The organism is Kitasatospora sp. NPDC004615, from assembly GCF_042873545.1.
In the GTDB taxonomy this organism is placed as follows: Bacteria; Actinomycetota; Actinomycetes; order Streptomycetales; family Streptomycetaceae; genus Kitasatospora.
Genome location: NZ_JBIALQ010000003.1, coordinates 79,272 through 97,754, shown reverse-complemented (window position 1 = coordinate 97,754; position 18,483 = coordinate 79,272). Strand labels below are relative to the sequence as shown.

Here is an 18,483-nt window from a genome sequence, read left to right as displayed (position 1 = left end):
TTCAACTCCTGCGGGGTGGGGGGTGGGGGTGGTGGGGGCCGGGGGAGGTCAGGGCCGGCCGGCGGTGGCGAGCGTGTGGGCGACCAGCGCGTTGGCGTGGCCGTGTCCGATGCCGTGCTCGGTCTTCAGCCAGGTGACCAGCTCCATGTGCTTGGTCAGCGGCGAGCTGCTGATCAGCTCCTGCCAGTCGGCGATCGGACGCCCGTACTTCTGTTCGATGGAGGGGAAGTAGCTGGCCGGTCCCTTGACGCTCATCCCGGGTTCCTCCGCGTTCCGCGCTGCCGCTGGGGCCGCCGCTGTCGTCTGCTGTCGTTGCCGTCACAGGTATGGACGGGCGGCCCGGGCGGAACTCATCGCTCCCCGTGAATCTTTTTTCGCGACTTTCTCGTGGCGTCCCGCGAACACCGAACGCGTCCCCCTCCGGCGGCCTACGGTCGGGTCATGGCATGGATCGACGACAGCACGATCGAGCGCGCCGCCGACTACCTGTGGACCGCGGGCCGGGTCCTGGAACAGCGGCGCTTCACCCACCTGCTCGACGCCCCGGACCAAGCGGGCGTCCTCGCCGCCCTGGACGCCTACCGCACCCCGGACGGCGGCTGGGCGTACGGCCTGGAACCCGACGTCCGCGGCCCGGCCGCCCAGCCGCTGGCGGCCGGTGCCGCCGCCCGCATCCTCGGCGAGGCCGGCGCGCTGACCGGCCCGCGCGGCCGCGAACTCTGCGACTGGGCCGTCACTTTGACCACCCCGGACGGCGGCGTGCCCGCCGTGCTGCCCACCCTGCGCCGCTACCCGCACCCGCCGTTCCTGCCGATCGCCGACGACCCGCCTGCCGAACTGCTCTCCACCGGCCAGATCGCCGCCCCGCTGCTGCGCCACGGCGTCCAGCACCCGTGGCTGACGGCCGCCGAGGCGTTCTGCCGCCGCGCCGTCGAGGCGATCGAGCACACCCACCCGTACGAGGTGTTCACCGCCGTCGGCATCCTGGACACCTCGCCGGACCGTGCCTGGGCGACCGAACAGGCCGCCCGCCTCGGCGAGTTGGTGCGCAAGCAGCAGCTGGTGCTGCTGGACCCGGCGCACCCGGAGGAGGTCCGGATCGCCCCCGGGTACGCGCCCCGCGAGTACCACCTGCCGCACGACTTCGCGCCCCGCCCGGACAGTCTGGCCCGCGCCTGGTTCTCCGACGCCGAGCTGGAGCGCGGACTCGTGCATCTGGTGTCCGCCCAACTCCCGGACGGCGGCTGGCCGATCAACTGGGCCCGCTGGTCCGAGTCCACCGAGCACGAGGCCCGCCCGGGCGTCACCCTCGCCGCTCTGCTCACCCTGCGCGCGTACTCCCCCTGAACCCGGCCGCTCAGCCGACGGCGCGCTTCACCAACTCGGCGATGCGCGCCGACTCGGCCTCGCCGAGGTCGGCGACCGCGTAGGACGTCGGCCACAGGTCGCCGTCGTCCAGGCGTGCCTGGTCGCTGAAGCCGATGGTCGCGTACCGGGACTTGAACTTGGCGGCGCTCTGGAAGAAGCACACCGGCTTGCCGTCCTTGTTGTTGTACGCGGGCATCCCGTACCAGGTCTTCGGCGCCAGCTCCGGCGCGACCGAGGTGACGATCGCGTGGAAACGCTCCGCCAGCAGCCGGTCCTCCGGCGGCATCTCGGCGATCTTCTCCAGCAAGTCCCGCTCCGCCTCGGCGGCCTTGGCGGCGGCCGAGGCCCGCTTGGACTCCGCCTTCAGCTCCTTGGCGCGCTCCTTCATCGCCGCGCGCTCGTCCGCCGTGAAACCCTCGTGCTTCTCCGCCATGACCCGCTCTCCCGTCCCGTTCCCTGGTGACGTTCTTCATCGTAGGAACGGGGCCACCGCCCCGGCTTCTCAGAAACTGATCGGTCGACCGGTCGGTCCGGGAACCGCCGGAGTCCGGTCCGGGAGACTCCCGGACCGGACTCCTTCCACCTGAGGCTCAGCGGGCCTTGAAGGTCCGCAGCCGCAGGCTGTTGCCGACCACGAAGACCGAGGAGAAGGCCATCGCGCCGCCCGCGATCATCGGGTTGAGCAGGCCGGTCGCCGCCAGCGGCAGGGCGGCGACGTTGTAGGCGAAGGCCCAGAACAGGTTGCCCTTGATGGTGGCGAGGGTTCGCCGCGACAGCCGGATCGCGTCCGCCGCGGAGCGGAGGTCGCCGCGGACCAGGGTCAGATCGGCGGCCTCGATGGCGGCGTCGGTGCCGGTGCCGATGGCCAGGCCCAGGTCGGCCTGGGCGAGGGCGGCCGCGTCATTGACGCCGTCGCCGACCATCGCGACCGTCCGGCCCTCGGCCTGCAGCCGCTGCACGGTGGCGACCTTGTCCTCCGGCAGCACCTCGGCGATCACGTCCTCGGCGGGGATGCCAACCTCGGCCGCCACCGACTCCGCCACCAGCCTGTTGTCACCGGTCAGCAGCACCGGACGCAGGCCCAGCGCCCGCAGCTCGGCGATCGCCTCCGCACTGGTCGGCTTCACCGCGTCCGCCACCTCCAGCACGGCCCGCGCCGCGCCGTCCCAGCCGACCGCGATCGCGGTCCGGCCGGCCCGCTCGGCCTCGGCCTTGGCGGTCACCAGCTCCGCCGGCAGGTGCTGCGCCCAGTCGGCCAGCAGTGCCTCGCGTCCGGCGACCACCGCGTGGCCGTCGACCACGCCCTGCACACCCAGGCCGGGGACGTTCTCGAAGCTCTCGACCGCCTCCAGCTCACCGAACTTCTCCTGCGCGGCGGTGGCCACGGCCTGGGCGATCGGGTGCTCGGAGGCGTGCTCCAGCGCGCCGGCCAGCCGCAGCGCCTCGTCCTCGGTGGTGCCCTCGACGGTGTGCACGCCGACCAGGGTCATCTTGCCGGTGGTCACGGTGCCGGTCTTGTCCAGCACGATGGTGTCGACCTTGCGGGTGTTCTCCAGAACCTCGGGGCCCTTGATCAGGATGCCCAGCTGGGCACCGCGACCGGTGCCGACCAGCAGCGCGGTCGGAGTGGCCAGGCCCAGGGCGCAGGGGCAGGCGATGATCAGGACGGCGACGGCGGCGGTGAAGGCGGCGGTCCAGCCCTCGCCGGTGCCCAGCCAGTAGCCCAGGGTGGCGAGCGCCAGGGTGATCACGACCGGCACGAACACGCCGGAGATCCGGTCCGCCAGGCGCTGCGCGGCGGCCTTGCCGTTCTGCGCGTCCTCGACCAGCTTCGCCATCCGGGCCAGCTGGGTGTCCGCACCGACCCGGGTGGCCTCGATCACCAGCCGGCCGCCCGCGTTGACGGTCGCGCCCGTCACCGCGTCGCCGGGGCCGACCTCGACCGGCACCGATTCGCCGGTCAGCATCGAGGCGTCCACGGCGGAGCTGCCCTCGACCACGGTGCCGTCGGTGGCGATCTTCTCGCCGGGACGGACCACGAACCGGTCCCCGACGGCCAGCTGCCCGATCGGGACCCGCACCTCGCGGCCGTCCCGCAGCACCGTCACGTCCTTCGCGCCCAGTTCCAGCAGCGCCTTCAGTGCCGCGCCCGCCGTCCGCTTCGACCGGGCCTCGAAGTACCGGCCGGCCAGGATGAACGCGGTGACGCCGGCCGCCGCCTCCAGGTAGATGTTCGACGCGCCGTCGGAGCGGGCGATGGTGAACTCGAAGCCGTGCCGCATGCCCGGCATGCCCGCGTCGCCGAAGAACAGCGCCCACAGCGACCACAGGAACGCGGCGCCGGTGCCCAGCGAGACCAGGGTGTCCATGGTGGCGGCGCCGTGCTTGGCGTTGGTCCAGGCGGCGCGGTGGAACGGCCACGCCGCGTATGTCACGACCGGTGCGGCCAGCGTCAGCGACAGCCACTGCCAGTTGTCGAACTGGAGCGCCGGCACCATCGCCATCGCGATCACCGGCACGGCCAGGGTCAGCGAGGTGATCAGCCGCTGCCGCAGCGGGGCCAGCTCGTCGGCCGCGTCGGCGGCCTGCTCGCCCTTGTCCTCGGCCGGGGGCTCCGGCAGCGCGGCCGTGTAGCCGGTGGCTTCCACGGTGGCGATCAGGGCGGAGACCTCCACGGGCCCGTCGATGACCACCTTGGCCTTCTCGGTGGCGTAGTTGACCGTGGCCTGGACGCCGTCCATGCGGTTGAGCTTCTTCTCGATCCGCGCGGCGCAAGAGGCACAGGTCATGCCGCCGATGCGGAGTTCCACCTCGGTGGAGGCGGGTGCTGCCTGGGTGGTCATCAGGGGCTCCTCGTGGGTCTCGAACATCCCGGCGGGTGGCCGGGTTCCTTCGTTCCTCAGGCGCGGCCGGTCAGCTCGTAGCCGGCCTCGTCGACGGCGGCGCGCACCGTCTCGTCGTCGAGCTCGGCCACCGAACCGACGGTGACCAGCCCGTTCTTCACGTCCACCTGCACGGCCTCGACGCCCTCGAGCGCCCCGATCGCCTTGCCGACGGTCTTCTCGCAGTGCCCGCAGGTCATCCCCGACACCGCGAACACGGTGGTGACGGCGGCCGGCGCGGTGATGGTCGCGGTGGTGGAGCAGGTGCCGTCGCTGGAGCAGCAGGACATGGGATCCTCCGTTGAAGTTCTCAATACCCGGAGGGGGTATCCCTCCCGGTGACAACATTTATACCCCTGGGGGGTATGCAGCGCAAGGGCTTCCCGGTCCGAATCCAGGGCCGGTCCGGCCCTATAGGGGGTGTGGGCCCGGTGTAGTTCCCGCCGGTGGCGGGCCACTCCTCCGGCTGCGAAAAATTTCCGGCACCGATCCGTTCCCGGCCCGCACCGCCCCTGACCTCGCAACTCTCGCTCCGCGCAAGCCTCGCAGTGGTCTGTCTCCACGCTTCGAGGCGCTTGACACATACCCCTGGGGGGTATCTACTCCGTGATGTCGCAAGGCACCGCCAACGCCAAGGGAGTCCGCCATGAACACCGCACTCAAAGTCGCCGTCTTCGCGTCCGGACTCGCCGTCGCGTTCGGCGCCGCCTTCGGAGTCGGCCACGCCGTCGGAGGCACCCCGGCCGCGCCCCACGCCGCGCACGGCGCCGACGAGAACCACGGCGCCGCCGGTCACGAGGAACACGGCGGCAGCGCCGGCAAGGACGACCACCCGGTCGGCGGTCTGCAGATCTCGGAGGGCGGCTACACCCTGAGCCTCGACCACCCGGTGGTCCCGGCCGCCGGCCCGACCGAGCTGAGCTTCCGGGTGCTGGCCGCGGACGGGAAGCCGCTCACCGCGTACCGGCCGGCGCACGAGAAGGAGCTCCACCTGATCATCGCCAGCCGCGACCTGACGTCCTTCCAGCACCTGCACCCGGTCCGCGCGGCGGACGGTACCTGGAGCGTCCCGGCGAACATCGCCAAGGCCGGCGACTACCGGGTGTTCGCCGACTTCACCCCGGCCGCGGGGGACGAGGCGCTGACGCTCGGTGCGGACCTGCACGCCGGCGGCGACTACCAGCCGGCCGCCCTCCCGGAGACCGGCCGCTCGGTCGCCGTCGACGGCTACACCGTGACCCTCACCGGCGACCTGACGTCCGGCAAGGCGAGCAAGCTCGCCTTCGCGGTGTCGAAGGACGGCCGGCCGGTCGCCGACCTCGACCCCTACCTCGCCGCCTACGGCCACCTGGTGGTGCTGCGCGCCGGAGACCTCGGCTACCTGCACGTCCACCCGAACGGCGAGCCCGGCGACGGCGTCACCAAGCCCGGCCCGGAGATCGACTTTGCGGCCACCGCCCCCACCGCGGGCGACTATCGGCTGTTCCTGGACTTCCAGCACGCGGGCACCGTCCACACCGCCGTCTTCACCCTCACCGCCGGCGCGGACGGCGCCCCCGCCACCACCCCGGCCCCGAGCCCGACCCCCAGCGAGTCGGCCCACCACCACTGATCGGCCGCCCCACCCCCCGCGCGGATTCCAGGCCCGCGCACACCCACGTCGCGCACATACCCCCTCCCGGTATATCTCCAGAGGAGCCCCCGGCCATGTCAGACCTCACCGCACCCCCCACACCCCGCCGCTGGACGGCGCTCGCCTTAATCGCCCTCGCCCAGTTCATGGTCATCATGGACACCTCGATCATCGGCGTGGCCCTGCCGAAGATGCAGACCGCGCTCGGGTTCTCGCAGGAGAACCTGTCCTGGGTGTTCAACGCCTACGTGATCGCCTTCGGCGGTCTGCTGCTGCTCGGCGGCCGCCTGTCCGACCTGCTCGGTGCCAAGCGCGTCTTCGCCGCCGGCTGGATCGTCCTCGCCGCCGGCTCCCTGGTGGCCGGCCTGGCCGGCACCGCCTGGGTCGAACTGGTCGGCCGCGCCGCCCAGGGCGCCGGCTCGGCGCTGATCGCCCCGGCCGCGCTCACCCTGCTGATGACCCTGTTCGGCGGACGTCCCACCGAACTGCCCAAGGCCTTCGCCCTGTACGGCGCGGCCGCCCCGGCCGGCGGCACCGCGGGCGTCTTCCTCGGCGGTCTGATCACCCAGTACGCCAGCTGGGAGTGGGTGTTCTGGATCAACCTCCCGGTGGCGCTGATCGTGCTCGCGATGAGCCCGTCCGTGATGCCCGCCGCCGCGGTCCGCCGCGGTTCGATCGACTGGCTGGGCGCGATCACCGTCACCGCCGGCCTCGCCGTCACCGTGTTCGCCATCGTCCGTGCCCCCGAGGTCGGCTGGGACTCCGCGCAGACCTGGCTGGTGCTGGCCGCCGGTCTCCTGCTGATCGCCGCGTTCGTCGCCATCCAGTCCCGCCGCAGCGAGCCGCTGATGCGCCTCGGCATCTGGCGCAGCCCGAACCTGGCGGGCGCCAACCTGGCGCAGCTGCTGATGGCGGCGGCCTGGATCCCGATGTGGTTCTTCCTCAACCTCTACCTGCAGCAGGTGCTCGGCCTGAAGGCGTTCGCCTCGGGTGCGGCGCTGCTGCCGATGACCGCCGCGATCATGCTGATGATGATCGTCCTGGCGCCCCGCCTGATCGCCCGATTCGGCCCGAAGCCGCTGATCGTCACCGGCCTGGCCGCGCTCGCAGCCGGCATGTACTGGCTGTCGCTGGCCCGCCCGGACGGCAGCTTCGCGGTCGACGTCCTGCCGGCCTCGCTGCTCGCCGCCGTCGGCATGGCGCTCGCCTTCATCCCGTCGCTGGGCACCGCGCTCGCCGTCCCGAACCCCGCCGAGGGCGGCCTCGCCTCCGGCATCGTCAACACCTCCTACCAGGTCGGTTCGGCCCTGGGCCTGGCCGCCATGACCGCCGTCGCCGCCGCCAACGGCGCCCGTGAGATCGGCAACCCGGTCGCCCTGACCCACGGCTTCTCCGCCGCCTTCCTCGGCGCCGCCGCCCTGGCCCTGCTCGGCGCCCTGGCCTCGCTCCTGACCCTGCGCACCCCGGCCCCCGCCACCGAGCCCGTGGAGGCCGCCGCCTGATCCACCCCGTCCGCACCGGCTGCCCGACGCTCCCCGGTGGAGCGCCGGGCAGTGCGTCGTCCTCGGGGCAAAGCGGCCGGGGGCCCCGCAGATCGGCGTAGCCTTCGTGCATGGCAGAGAGCAAGGTCGCGAAGGCCGGGCGGAAGAAGCCCGAGACGCACCTGGGGATGGTGCGCAGGGCCCGGAAGATCAACCGTGAGCTGGCGGAGCTTTACCCGTACGCGCACCCGGAGTTGGACTTCGACGGGCCGTTCCAGCTGCTGGTGGCGACCGTGCTGTCGGCGCAGACCACGGACCTGAGGGTCAATCAGACCACCCCGGCACTGTTCGCCAAGTACCCGACGCCGGAGGATCTCGCGGCGGCCGTCCCCGAGGAGCTGGAGGAGATCGTCCGCCCGACGGGGTTCTTCCGGGCCAAGGCGAAGTCGCTGATCGGCCTGTCGATCGCGCTCCGCGACCGCTACGACGGCGAGGTACCGCGCAAACTGGAGGACCTGGTCACCCTCCCCGGAGTCGGCCGCAAGACCGCCAATGTTGTGATCGGGAACGCTTTCGGAGGGGCAGGAGTCACCGTCGACACGCACTTCGGACGCCTCTCCCGCCGCTTCGGCTGGACCACGGCCGAGGACCCGGAGCAGGTCGAGGCCGACATCATGGCGATCTTCCCGAAGTCCGAGTGGACGATGCTCTCGCACCGCGTGGTGTTCCACGGCCGCCGGGTCTGCCACGCCCGCAAGCCCGCCTGCGGGGCCTGCCCGATCGCGCCGCTCTGCCCGTCGTACGGCATCGGCGAGACCGACCCCGAGCAGGCCCGCAAGCTGCTCAAGTACGAGCTCGCCGGACAGCCCGGTCAGCGTCTGCGCCCCCCGGCCGACTTCCCGGGCGAGGCGGCGGCCCGCGCCGAGGTCGCGGCCGGACACCCGCTGCCCGACACCGCCCCAGCCGCGGTGCGGGCGGCCCGGAAGAACGTGGGAGGCAAGGCATGACGGGGCCCTCAGTGCTTCGGGACGGTCTGCCCGACTGGCTGCTGCCGGTGCGCGACGCCGCCGAGCGGGCGGTGCCGGAGCAGCTGAGCCGGTTCCTGCCGCCCGCCGAGGGAGGCAGGCCGTCGGCGGTGCTGATGCTGTTCGGCGAGGGCCCGACCGGCCCGGACCTGCTGCTGATCGAGCGGGCCCGCAGCCTGCGCTCGCACGCCGGCCAGCCGTCCTTCCCGGGCGGCGCGCTGGACCCGGAGGACGGCGACCCGGCCACCGCCGGCCCGCTGGCGGCGGCGCTCCGCGAGGCCACCGAGGAGACCGGGCTCGACCCGTCCGGCGTGCAGCTGTTCGCCCGGCTGCCCGCGTTGTACATCCCGGTGAGCGGCTTCGTGGTGACGCCGGTGCTCGGCTGGTGGCGGCACGAGTCGCCGGTCGCGGTGGTGGATCCGGCGGAGACCGGCGCGGTGTTCCGGGTGCCGCTGGCGGAGCTGACCGACCCGGCGAACCGGGCCCGGCTGCGCCACCCGTCCGGGACCACCGGCCCGGCGTTCCAGGTGGCCGGCCGACTGGTGTGGGGCTTCACGGCGGGGGTGATCGACCGGGTGCTGCACTTCAGCGGCCTGGAGCGGCCCTGGGACAGCGGCCGCACCGTCGAACTCTCCGAGGAGGCGGTGGCGCTGTCGCTGCGCCACCGCTCCTGACCACCGCTCAGCGTTCGACGCGCAGCGGGGCGAGCGTCGAGATCACGCCATTGGTGCCGGGGTTCTTGTCCTCGTTGTTCCACTCGTCGCTCGCCGAGCTCGCCGCCCACGACGCCGCCCCGAGCACCAGGTAGATCACCAGCAGCGCCTTCGCGGCCCCGGTCAGCACCAGCGGCCGGGTCGCGGAGCGCTGCGGCTCGGAGTTCGGTGGGTCACCGAACACGCCCTTGGGGTAGGCGGAGGTGAGCATCATCAGGTACGCCTGGAACCGCATCCGGTAGCGCAGCACGGCGGCGGTGGCCTCGAACAGTGCCTGCGGCATCCGGCCCATGATCAGCACGATCAGCCAGTTGATCACGGACAGCGTCCACCAGCCGGCCTGCAGCAGGCCCTGGATGATCGCGGCGGGGATGACCAGCAGCAGCCGGAAGAACACCGCGAGCCGGTTCAGCGGCTCGCCGGGGCGCACCTCGATCCGCACCGGGTGCTCGGGTGCGGCGAAGCGGAACGGCGGGTAGCGGTCGACCAGCAGCAGCATCGAGGCGTAGACCCTGGTGTCGTACGCCAGGTACCCGGAGAGCCACTCGGCGGCGAACCGGGGGAGCCGGCCGGTGAACAGCGCGCCGAACCAGCCGATCACCGTGACCACGAAGGCCACAATCGACAGCAGCCACAGCACGATGAACTGCGGGATCAGCAGCAGCAGACGCAGCAGCACGGTGAGCCGGTTCTGGCGGGCGGACGGCGGGAGGTCCAGGGCCGGCTGGAACTCGGTGCGCTCCACGACGGGCACGTCCCACCTGGGCTGTTCCATGGCACGACTCCCTGGTCCCTCGTCAGCTGTCCGGATGGTCAGACAGTCGCAACCAATCCGGGCGCGTTGCCCGCCGGGCTGACCCGATCGGGCGACCACCGGTGGCCGGTGTCCCCCGCCCGGTGGGACGTGGGAGGGTATCCGGGTGAACGTCCTGGATCTGCTGCTGATCGCCGCCGCACTGGGCTTCGCCGTCTCCGGCTATCGGCAGGGCTTCGTGGTCGGCGTGCTCTCGGTGCTCGGTTTCCTCGGCGGCGGCCTGATCGCCGTCCAGCTGCTCCCGCTCCTGCTGCGCCACCTCTCCCAGGGCACCACCGCCTCGGTGGTGGCGGTCGTCGTGGTGATCGTGCTCGCCGCGATCGGCCAGGCGATCACCACCCACTTCGGCTGGAAGCTGCGCGGACGGATCGGCCGCGGCAAGGTCAAGGCGCTGGACGCGGTCGGCGGCTCGCTGGTGAACGTGATGTCCATGCTGCTGGTGGCCTGGCTGATCGGCTCGGCACTGGCGGGCACCTCACTGCCGACGGTCTCCAAGCAGGTGCGCACCTCCAAGGTGCTCGGCTCGGTGCAGTCGGCGCTGCCGTCCGACGCCCCGAACTGGTTCTCCGACTTCAGCAAGGAACTCGCCCGCAACGGCTTCCCGCAGGTGTTCAACCCGTTCGAGCAGGAGCCGATCACCGAGGTGGAACCGCCCGACCCGGCACTGGCCGGCAGCGCGGGCGTGCAGAAGGCCAAGGGTTCGCTGGTGAAGGTGCTGGGCACCGCCCCCTCCTGCGGCAAGACCCTGGAGGGCTCCGGCTTCGTGTTCGCCCCGCACCGGGTGATGACCAACGCGCACGTGGTCGGCGGCGTCGACGAGCCGACCGTGCAGATCGGCGGCACCGGCCAGCTCTACGACGCCACCGTGGTCCGCTACGACTGGCAGCGCGACATCGCCGTGCTGGACGTCCCCCGGCTGAACGCCCCGCCGCTGACCTTCGCCGGCGAGGCGCGGACCAACGACTCGGCGATCGTCGCGGGCTTCCCCGAGAACGGCGCCTTCAACGTCCAGCCCGCCCGCATCCGCGGTCGCATCCAGGCCAACGGCCCGGACATCTACCACCGCGGCCAGGTGGTCCGCGACGTCTACTCGGTCCGCTCACTGGTCCGCCAGGGCAACAGCGGCGGCCCGCTGCTCACCCCGGACGGCCAGGTGTACGGGGTGGTGTTCGCCAAGTCCCTGGACAGCTCCGACACCGGCTACGTGCTGACCGCCGCCGAGGTGAAGGAGGACGTCACCGAGGGTGCCACCGCCACCGGCAAGGTCGGCACCGAGGGCTGCGCGCTCTGACCGTCCACCCGCCGAGCGTTCCCTGACGACCCGTCGGCCCTGCCTGGTAGCGTCGGCGGAGCTCACCCGAACGGCCCAGCCGGGTCGCCCCCGGCGGAGCCCGACGGGAGGTTCGACAGACGTCATGATGGGTCACTCGCACGCGGTCAGCGGCGCGCTGCTGTTCGCGGCCACCGCGCCGTTCGTCCCACCACTGATGGGCATTCACCTGACGCCGGCCGGCGTGCTGATGGGCACCGTGCTGTGCGCGGGCGCGGCGCTGCTGCCGGACCTCGACCACCACGACGGGACGATCGCCAACTTCCTCGGCCCCATCTCCAAGGCGCTGTGCCGCTTCGTCGCCTGGGCCTCCGGCGGCCACCGGCACGCCACCCACTCGCTGCTGTTCGTCGCCCTGATGGGCGCCGGCAGCTGGGCTGGCATCACCTTCCTGGGCCGGTACTTCACCATCGGCCTGACGTTCTTCCTGCTCGCCATGGCGATCAAGGCGCTGCGCCTGCACCCGCCGGGCCACGGGCACGCGCCGTGGATCATCGTGGTCGGCCTGGCCGCGCTCGGCACCTTCGGCATGCTCACCTGGCTGCCCGACGCCCCGGGCTGGCTGCCGTACGCGGTGGCCCTGGGCACCCTGGCGCACCTGCTCGGCGACTGCCTGACCAAGCAGGGCTCGCCACTGCTGTGGCCGCACAAAGAGCGCTACGAGGTCGTGCTGATCAAGCGCACCGGCAACGACATGGAGACCAAGATCCTGGTCCCGGTGATGTCGGTGGCGACCTTCGGTCTGCTGCTCTGGTCCACCGCGATCTCGCCGAGCGTGCTGGGCTGAAGCCCCACCAGGGGCGCGGGGAACTGCGCGAAGCGGAAGGCTCCAACCGCAAGATCGCGATGCAGGGCAATGACTTGCACGTGCTCGCGACCTTGCGGACGGGCTTTGCGCTTGTCGCGCAGTTCCCCGCGCCCCCGGTTTCGCGCCCCCGGCCGCTTCGCGGGCTCACCCCTCCCGGCGGAGCCTCGCGCCGACCCAGCGGGCGCGCCGTCCGATGATCTTCGGAATTCCGAGCCGGTACCCCGCGCCGCGTGGCGTCCGCTCGGTCGGCTGGTAGGGCCAGTCCGGCTGCGGAACGTGCTGCTGCGAGTTGCTGCTGCCACGGCGGCCTCGGCGCGGCTGGGCTTCTCGATCGGGCATCCAGGTCATACCGGAGGGATTCCCTGGGGCCGCCCGGAGTAACCGCCCTGGCGGCATGCGACTGGCCTATGCGCTTGTCATATGAACGCCGTCAAGTCTGCTTCGGCGTACCGGCGTTGGCGTCGGAGGGTCAGCCGTCCTTGTGCTGCCGGACCCACCCGATCAGCTCCGACGTGAACTCCTCCGGCACCTCCTCGTGCGGGAAGTGCCCCACCCCCGGAAGCAGTCGCCACCGGTACGGCGCGGAGACGAACTCGCCCGCCCCTAGCGCGGTGCGCGACAGCAGCACCGGGTCGGCGGCACCCTGCACGTGCAGCACCGGCGCGGTGATCTGCTTCTTCATCCGGCGCGCGAACTGGATGCCGTCCGGCCGGGCCATCGAGCGCATCAGCCAGCGGTACGGCTCGATCGAGCAGTGCGCGGTGCTGGGCACCTGGATCGCCTGGCGGTAGGACGTCACCGCCTCCTCGGGCAGCGTGTTCGGCCCGGTCCAGGCCCGCAGGTAGTCGCCGACCAGCGCCCCGTCGTCCGCGACCAGCCGGCGCTCCGGGATCCACGGCCGCTGGAAGCCCAGCACGTGTTCGAACGCGGCGATCTGCCGGCGGTCGGTGAGCAGCGCCCGCCGCAGGTGCCGCGGGTGCGCGGCCGACACCACCGTCAGACTGCGGATCACCGAGGGGCGCATCACCGCGGCCACCCAGGCCAGCGTGCCGCCGGTGCCGTGGCCCACCAGGTGCGCCTGCCGCTCGCCGAGCGAACGGATCACGCCGGTGACGTCCAGCGCCAGGTTGCCGGGGTCGTAGCCGCGCGGCGTGCGGTCCGAACCGCCCATCCCGCGCAGGTCCAGCGCCACCGCCCGGAAGCCCGCCTCGGCGAGCGCCGTCAGCTGGTGCCGCCACGCCCACCAGTACTCGGGCCAGCCGTGCACCAGCAGCACCAGCGGGCCCTCGCCGAGTTCGGCGATGTGGAAACGCGCGCCGTTCGCGGCCAGATCGCGGTGCGTCCACGGCCCGGCCGAGCGGACGCTCCACGGCTCCCCGGCACCCGGCCGGACGGGAACGGAGGCGGGCTCATCCACGGGCTTCTGGTCCAACGACATACCCGCAGCCTGTCATACCCGCGCCCTCCGTACCTGCCCGGCACTCACACCCGGGCGTAAACCGTTACCGGCCGTCGGTCACTGGATCCGGCCCAGCGCCCGGTCGATCTCTTCCTTGGTGGCCGGCCGCGGCCGGGCGTTCTTCAGCACCTGCGCGGTGGCCTGCGCACCGGCGATGGTGCGCTCCGGCTTCCGGACCTTCTTGAAGTACCGGATCATCATGAACGCCAGCAGCAGCGCGATCAGCACGTACGCGCCGCCGACGATGGCGAACGACCAGCCGGTGGTGATGCCCAGCGCCTGCAGGCCCCAGGCGAAGGCGAACGAGAACATCGGGATCGATGCCAGCGCCACCACGCCGGCCACCACCCCGGCCGCGGTGCCGATGCCGCCGCGCACCACGTCCGCCTTGATCTCGGCCTTGGCCAGCGCGATCTCGTCGTGCACCAGGCTGGAGAGCTCGGCGGAGGCGGCGGCGAACAGCTCGCCGACGGTGCGCTCGCCCTCGTGCGGGATGCGGCCGTTGCCGTTCGGGTTGGTGGCTCCTGCGGCCATCGGCGGTCTCCACTTCGCGGGCTTGGTGCGGCGCGCTGAGGGTGCGTCACGCACGGGTGTCAGCTCAGCATCATGCCCCTACCGGTGAGTCGGGCACCACTCCGGGTCCCCGGCGGACGGCGTGTCACCCCCGCTGTTGGTACACATCGGGGATGCCGTCGCCGTCCGAATCGCGCTCCTCGTCCTCGCACAGCTGCCGGTAGTACCGGTTGCGGCGCTTGAGCAGCAGGGTGCCGACCACCGCGCAGGTCAGCGAGCCGACCAGGACGGCCTCCTTGCACAGCTCGGCCAGGTGCGGGTCGCCGACGAACGCCAGGTCGCTGATCAGCAGCGACACTGTGAAACCGATGCCCGCCACGGTGGCCAGCGCGAACATGTCGGACCAGGTCAGCTGCGGGTTCAGGGTGGCCCTGGTGTAGCGGGCGGCCAGCCAGGTACCGCCGAAGATGCCCACCGACTTGCCGATCAGCAGGCCGATCAGGATGCCCAGCGGCGCGGCCTCGGTGAACACCTCGCCCAGCGCCTTCGCGGACACCGGCACCCCCGCAGCGAACAGCGCGAACATCGGCACCGCGAACCCCGCCGACAGCGGACGCACCAGGTGCTCGACGTGCTCGCCGGGGGAATGCTCCTCGCCCTCCTCGCGGTGGCAGCGCAGGATCAGGCCCATCGCCACACCGGCCACCGTCGCGTGGACGCCGCTCTCGTGCATCAGCGCCCAGATCACCACGCCCAGCGGCACCATCACCCACCAGCGGCCCAGCCCGCGCCGGTGCAGGAACCAGAACAGCACCAGGCCCGCGAACGCCGCGCCCAGCGCCCAGAAGGTGATCCCGGTCGAGTAGAAGACCGCGATGATCAGGATTGCGATCAGGTCGTCCACCACCGCCAGGGTCAGCAGGAACGCCCGCAGCGCGGACGGCAGGTGGCTGCCCACCACGGCCAGCACGCCCAGCGCGAACGCGATGTCGGTGGCGGTCGGGATCGCCCAGCCCGCCGGATGGCCGTTCCCGACCACGTTCACCACCGTGTACAGCACCGCCGGCAGCGCCACACCGCACACCGCCGCCACCACCGGCAGCAGCGCCGCGCTCGGCGTGCGCAGCTCCCCGGCCACGAACTCGCGTTTCAGCTCGATGCCCGCGACGAAGAAGAAGATCGTCAGCAGTCCGTCCTGCACCCAGGCCTCCAGCGGGAGGTCCAGGTGCAGCGGCTCGGAGGGGCCGAAGGTCAGCCCGCGGACCGTCTCGTAGGCGTGCGGCCAGACGTTCGCCCAGATCAGCGCGACCAGGGCGGCGCCCAGCAGCAGTACCCCGCCGACCGTCTCGGTGCGCAGCGCGTCGGCGATGAAGCGGCGTTCGGGCAGCGGGAGCAGACCAAGGAACTGGCGGCGCTCGTTGGACGGGCTGGCCACGGGGGGACCTCCTGAGGCGGGCGGCATGCGGACACACGGGTGGTGCAGTGCCGACCAGACTTCCCGGCGCGCCTCAGAACCTTGATGGTTCCTTGACATCCTAACGGGGTGCGGCAAGAGGTATGTCGTTCTGTCTCACTTTATGAGTGTTTGGGTGCCCGGGAACGACAACGGGCCGGGCCCGCTCCGAGGTCTCACGGAGCGGGCCCGGCCCGTTGTCTGACGGTGGATCAGCCCTCGGTGCCGCCCGGCAGCTGGGACTGGATCAGGTTCATCACCGTGGAGTCGGCCAGCGTGGTGGTGTCGCCCACCTCGCGGCCCTCGGCGATGTCGCGCAGCAGGCGGCGCATGATCTTGCCGGAGCGGGTCTTCGGCAGCTCGGAGACCACCTTGATCTGCTTCGGCTTGGCGATCGGGCCGAGCGTCTTGCCCACGTGGTTGCGCAGCTCCGCGATCAGGTCGGGGCTGTCGGTGGCGCTGCCGCGCAGGATCACGAACGCCACGATCGCCTGGCCGGTGGTGGCGTCGCTCGCGCCGACCACCGCGGACTCGGCCACCGCCGGGTGCCCGACCAGCGCCGACTCGACCTCGGTGGTCGAGATGTTGTGACCGGACACCAGCATCACGTCGTCCACCCGGCCGAGCAGCCAGATGTCGCCGTCCTCGTCCTTCTTCGCACCGTCACCGGCGAAGTAGCGGCCTTCGAAGCGCGACCAGTAGGTGTCGATGTAGCGCTGGTCGTCGCCCCAGATGGTGCGCAGCATGGACGGCCACGGCTCGGTCAGCACCAGGTAGCCGCCGGAGCCGTTCGGCACCTCGCGGGCCTCGTCGTCCACCACGGTGGCGGCGATGCCCGGCAGGGCACGCTGGGCCGAGCCAGGCTTGGTCTCGGTGACGCCCGGCAGCGGGCTGATCATCATTGCGCCGGTCTCGGTCTGCCACCAGGTGTCGACGATCGGGGTCTTGCCCGCGCCGATGTGCTCCCGGTACCAGACCCATGCCTCCGGGTTGATCGGCTCGCCGACCGAACCCAGCACCCGCAGGCTCGACAGGTCGTAGCGGGCCGGGATGTCGTCGCCCCACTTCATGAAGGTGCGGATCGCGGTGGGCGCCGTGTAGAGGATGGTGACGCCGTACTTCTGCACGATCTCCCAGAACCGGCCCTGGTGCGGGGTGTCCGGGGTGCCCTCGTAGATCACCTGGGTGGCGCCGTTGGCGAGCGGGCCGTAGGCGATGTACGAGTGGCCGGTGACCCAGCCGATGTCGGCGGTGCACCAGTAGACGTCGGTCTCCGGCTTCAGGTCGAACACCGCGTGGTGGGTGTAGCTCGCCTGGGTCAGGTAGCCGCCGGAGGTGTGCAGGATGCCCTTGGGCTTACCGGTGGTGCCCGAGGTGTAGAGGATGAACAGCGGCTGCTCGGCGTCGTGCGCCTCCGGGGTGTGCTCCGCGGACTGGCTGTCGACCAGCTCGTGCCACCAGACGTCGCGGCCCTCGGTCCAGGCCACCTCCTCGCCGGTGCGGCGCACGACCAGGACCTTCTCCACGCCGTCGACCTTGGTCAGCGCCTCGTCGATGGCCGGCTTCAGCGCGGACGGCTTGCCGCGGCGGTAGCCGCCGTCGGCGGTGATCACCACCTTGGCGTCGGCGTCCTGGATGCGGGAGGCGACCGCGTCGGCCGAGAAACCGCCGAAGACCACCGAGTGGGCGGCGCCGATGCGGGCGCAGGCAAGCATCGAGACCACCGCCTCGGGGATCATCGGCAGGTAGACGGCGACTCGGTCGCCCTTGGCCACGCCCAGCTCCAGCAGCGCGTTGGCGGCCTTGGAGACCTCGTCCTTCAGCTGCGCGTAGGTGATGGCCCGGCTGTCGCCCGGCTCACCCTCGAAGTGGATCGCGACCCGGTCGCCGTTGCCGGCCTCGACGTGGCGGTCGACGCAGTTGTACGCCACGTTGAGCTTGCCGTCCGCGAACCACTTGGCGAACGGCGGGTTCGACCAGTCCAGGGTCTCGGTGGGCTCGACCGCCCAGCTCAGCCGGCGGGCCTGCTCGGCCCAGAAGGCCAGCCGGTCCTCGGAGGCCTGGGCGTAGGCGTCGGCGGTGACGTTGGCGGAGGCGGCGAGCTCCGCGGGCGGGGCGAAGCGCCGCTCCTCCTTGAGCAGGTTGGCCAGGCTCTCGTTGCTCAACGCGCACTCCTCATCGAGTCTCAAATACCGGGAACCCCGTGCGGAGGATGGTCCCGTGTGTCCCAGCGCACAGCTCACCAGGCCAAGAGCCGTGTTGACAAGAGGCTCCGGAAAATTGGTGTAGACCTTTGATCGGCAGGAGGCTGCGCCCCGGGTGGATGCCTCCGATGCCGCTCGGCCGGTCGTACCCGACGACTTCCCGCCCCCAGGGGCGATCAATCCCGCACGGCACCTTGACGACCCCCGGCCCCGGTACTCCACTGTCAGTACGCAACCCATCACCGTACGCGACAGTGACGGGGGTTCTGCATGACCGACACCTCACCCCGGCCGGGCGACTTCGCGGTCGTCCGCATGGACGGCCGCACCGGCCGCCTGATCCGGATCGGACAATTCCTCAACGGCGACGGCTTCTCCGACTACGAACACGCCTTCGTCTTCGTCGGCGACGGCCACGTGGTCGAGGCCCAGCCAGGCGGAGCGACACTCGATCCGCTCGGCGACTACGACGGACACCCCGTGCTCTGGTCCACCGGCCGCATACCGCTCACCGACGACCAGCGCACCGCCATCACCACCGCTGCCCGTTCCTACCTCGGCACCCCCTACTCCTTCACCGACTACCTCGCCCTCGCCGCCCACCGCCTGCACCTCCCCGCAGGCCCGCCGCTGCGCAAGTACGTCGCCTCCACCAAACACATGATCTGCTCGCAACTGGTCGACCAGTGTTACCAGGACGCCGGCGTCCACCTGTTCGACGACCATCGCTGGCCCGGCTACGTCACCCCCGCGGACCTGGCCAACCTGCTCAACCACCGAACCGGCGGTTGACGCACAAT

17 protein-coding genes are annotated in these 18,483 nt (G+C 71.8%); 8 read left to right on the top strand and 9 right to left on the bottom strand.

Translation table 11 applies throughout. The annotated features are described in order from the left end of the window. Positions 1 to 48: 48 nt before the first annotated feature. Entirely contained in the window at positions 49 to 255 is a 207-nt protein-coding gene (locus tag ACFYS8_RS11460) for a DUF4287 domain-containing protein (protein WP_387639115.1), read from the bottom strand. 186 nt (positions 256 to 441) lie between these two features. On the opposite strand from ACFYS8_RS11460, the gene ACFYS8_RS11455 reads away from it, so the two are divergent. Further along, positions 442 to 1,347 (top strand): hypothetical protein, encoded by a 906-nt coding sequence (locus ACFYS8_RS11455; protein WP_387639113.1) that lies wholly within the window; start codon positions 442 to 444, stop codon positions 1,345 to 1,347. A gap of 10 nt (positions 1,348 to 1,357) precedes the next feature. Here ACFYS8_RS11455 and ACFYS8_RS11450 read toward each other — a convergent pair whose 3' ends face one another. The 3 genes from ACFYS8_RS11450 to ACFYS8_RS11440 all read right to left on the bottom strand — a co-directional run bounded on the left by ACFYS8_RS11450 (position 1,358) and on the right by ACFYS8_RS11440 (position 4,540). Next, complete coding sequence (locus ACFYS8_RS11450; protein ID WP_387639110.1) at positions 1,358 to 1,801, bottom strand: iron chaperone; 444 nt, start codon at positions 1,799 to 1,801, stop codon at positions 1,358 to 1,360. Between the two features lie 157 nt (positions 1,802 to 1,958). Then, positions 1,959 to 4,211: a heavy metal translocating P-type ATPase gene (locus ACFYS8_RS11445; RefSeq protein WP_387639107.1), complete on the bottom strand. Its 2,253-nt coding sequence runs from the start codon at positions 4,209 to 4,211 to the stop codon at positions 1,959 to 1,961. A 56-nt stretch (positions 4,212 to 4,267) separates the two neighbouring features. Continuing rightward, positions 4,268 to 4,540 (bottom strand): heavy-metal-associated domain-containing protein, encoded by a 273-nt coding sequence (locus ACFYS8_RS11440; RefSeq protein WP_387639105.1) that lies wholly within the window; start codon positions 4,538 to 4,540, stop codon positions 4,268 to 4,270. Between the two features lie 356 nt (positions 4,541 to 4,896). Here ACFYS8_RS11440 and ACFYS8_RS11435 point away from each other — a divergent pair, with 356 nt between their 5' ends. The 4 genes from ACFYS8_RS11435 (at position 4,897) to ACFYS8_RS11420 (ending at position 9,063) form a co-directional block, all read left to right on the top strand. Beyond that, a complete protein-coding gene (locus tag ACFYS8_RS11435; protein WP_387639102.1) occupies positions 4,897 to 5,862 on the top strand; it encodes a hypothetical protein in 966 nt (321 codons plus the stop codon). 95 nt (positions 5,863 to 5,957) lie between these two features. Next, positions 5,958 to 7,385, top strand: a complete 1,428-nt coding sequence (locus ACFYS8_RS11430) for an MFS transporter (protein WP_387639099.1) — start codon at positions 5,958 to 5,960, stop codon at positions 7,383 to 7,385. Between the two features lie 110 nt (positions 7,386 to 7,495). Continuing rightward, the gene (gene nth, locus ACFYS8_RS11425) at positions 7,496 to 8,371 is read left to right on the top strand and encodes an endonuclease III (RefSeq protein WP_387639097.1); all 876 of its coding nucleotides are present in this window, start codon (positions 7,496 to 7,498) and stop codon (positions 8,369 to 8,371) included. After that, on the top strand, positions 8,368 to 9,063 hold the full coding sequence (locus tag ACFYS8_RS11420; protein WP_387639094.1) for an NUDIX hydrolase: 696 nt from the start codon (positions 8,368 to 8,370) through the stop codon (positions 9,061 to 9,063). The genes nth and ACFYS8_RS11420 overlap by 4 nt, the downstream gene beginning before the upstream one ends. 7 nt (positions 9,064 to 9,070) lie before the next feature. Here the strand turns inward: ACFYS8_RS11420 and ACFYS8_RS11415 are convergent, their stop codons facing one another. Further along, complete coding sequence (locus ACFYS8_RS11415; RefSeq protein ID WP_387639092.1) at positions 9,071 to 9,877, bottom strand: DUF4389 domain-containing protein; 807 nt, start codon at positions 9,875 to 9,877, stop codon at positions 9,071 to 9,073. 145 nt (positions 9,878 to 10,022) lie between these two features. Here ACFYS8_RS11415 and ACFYS8_RS11410 point away from each other — a divergent pair, with 145 nt between their 5' ends. Together ACFYS8_RS11410 and ACFYS8_RS11405 are read left to right on the top strand one after the other, a co-directional pair. After that, on the top strand, positions 10,023 to 11,207 hold the full coding sequence (locus ACFYS8_RS11410; RefSeq protein WP_387639090.1) for a MarP family serine protease: 1,185 nt from the start codon (positions 10,023 to 10,025) through the stop codon (positions 11,205 to 11,207). Positions 11,208 to 11,331: 124 nt separating this feature from the next. Beyond that, on the top strand, positions 11,332 to 12,033 hold the full coding sequence (locus ACFYS8_RS11405) for a metal-dependent hydrolase (protein ID WP_387639088.1): 702 nt from the start codon (positions 11,332 to 11,334) through the stop codon (positions 12,031 to 12,033). Positions 12,034 to 12,523: 490 nt separating this feature from the next. On the opposite strand, the gene ACFYS8_RS11400 is transcribed toward ACFYS8_RS11405, so the two are convergent. From ACFYS8_RS11400 to acs, 4 genes are all read right to left on the bottom strand, one after another. After that, positions 12,524 to 13,471 (bottom strand): alpha/beta fold hydrolase, encoded by a 948-nt coding sequence (locus ACFYS8_RS11400; RefSeq protein WP_387640681.1) that lies wholly within the window; start codon positions 13,469 to 13,471, stop codon positions 12,524 to 12,526. A gap of 99 nt (positions 13,472 to 13,570) precedes the next feature. After that, complete coding sequence (locus ACFYS8_RS11395) at positions 13,571 to 14,047, bottom strand: phage holin family protein (protein WP_380471970.1); 477 nt, start codon at positions 14,045 to 14,047, stop codon at positions 13,571 to 13,573. A 124-nt stretch (positions 14,048 to 14,171) separates the two neighbouring features. Beyond that, the gene (nhaA, locus tag ACFYS8_RS11390; RefSeq protein WP_387639086.1) at positions 14,172 to 15,461 is read right to left on the bottom strand and encodes a Na+/H+ antiporter NhaA; all 1,290 of its coding nucleotides are present in this window, start codon (positions 15,459 to 15,461) and stop codon (positions 14,172 to 14,174) included. A 230-nt stretch (positions 15,462 to 15,691) separates the two neighbouring features. Then, positions 15,692 to 17,644: an acetate--CoA ligase gene (gene acs, locus ACFYS8_RS11385; protein ID WP_387639083.1), complete on the bottom strand. Its 1,953-nt coding sequence runs from the start codon at positions 17,642 to 17,644 to the stop codon at positions 15,692 to 15,694. Positions 17,645 to 17,953: 309 nt separating this feature from the next. Here acs and ACFYS8_RS11380 point away from each other — a divergent pair, with 309 nt between their 5' ends. Continuing rightward, the gene (locus ACFYS8_RS11380; RefSeq protein ID WP_387639080.1) at positions 17,954 to 18,475 is read left to right on the top strand and encodes a hypothetical protein; all 522 of its coding nucleotides are present in this window, start codon (positions 17,954 to 17,956) and stop codon (positions 18,473 to 18,475) included. Positions 18,476 to 18,483 lie beyond the last annotated feature (8 nt).

Excerpts from the sequence above, each read along its gene's own strand:
- ACFYS8_RS11415 (WP_387639092.1), bottom strand. The coding sequence starts at position 9,877 with ATGGAACAGCCCAGGTGGGACGTGCCCGTCGTGGAGCGCACCGAGTTC.
- ACFYS8_RS11460 (WP_387639115.1), bottom strand. The coding sequence starts at position 255 with ATGAGCGTCAAGGGACCGGCCAGCTACTTCCCCTCCATCGAACAGAAG.
- ACFYS8_RS11420 (WP_387639094.1), top strand. The coding sequence starts at position 8,368 with ATGACGGGGCCCTCAGTGCTTCGGGACGGTCTGCCCGACTGGCTGCTG.
- ACFYS8_RS11450 (WP_387639110.1), bottom strand. The coding sequence starts at position 1,801 with ATGGCGGAGAAGCACGAGGGTTTCACGGCGGACGAGCGCGCGGCGATG.
- ACFYS8_RS11440 (WP_387639105.1), bottom strand. The coding sequence starts at position 4,540 with ATGTCCTGCTGCTCCAGCGACGGCACCTGCTCCACCACCGCGACCATC.
- ACFYS8_RS11395 (WP_380471970.1), bottom strand. The coding sequence starts at position 14,047 with ATGGCCGCAGGAGCCACCAACCCGAACGGCAACGGCCGCATCCCGCAC.
- ACFYS8_RS11455 (WP_387639113.1), top strand. The coding sequence starts at position 442 with ATGGCATGGATCGACGACAGCACGATCGAGCGCGCCGCCGACTACCTG.
- nth (WP_387639097.1), top strand. The coding sequence starts at position 7,496 with ATGGCAGAGAGCAAGGTCGCGAAGGCCGGGCGGAAGAAGCCCGAGACG.
- ACFYS8_RS11435 (WP_387639102.1), top strand. The coding sequence starts at position 4,897 with ATGAACACCGCACTCAAAGTCGCCGTCTTCGCGTCCGGACTCGCCGTC.
- ACFYS8_RS11405 (WP_387639088.1), top strand. The coding sequence starts at position 11,332 with ATGATGGGTCACTCGCACGCGGTCAGCGGCGCGCTGCTGTTCGCGGCC.
- ACFYS8_RS11445 (WP_387639107.1), bottom strand. The coding sequence starts at position 4,211 with ATGACCACCCAGGCAGCACCCGCCTCCACCGAGGTGGAACTCCGCATC.
- ACFYS8_RS11430 (WP_387639099.1), top strand. The coding sequence starts at position 5,958 with ATGTCAGACCTCACCGCACCCCCCACACCCCGCCGCTGGACGGCGCTC.
- ACFYS8_RS11380 (WP_387639080.1), top strand. The coding sequence starts at position 17,954 with ATGACCGACACCTCACCCCGGCCGGGCGACTTCGCGGTCGTCCGCATG.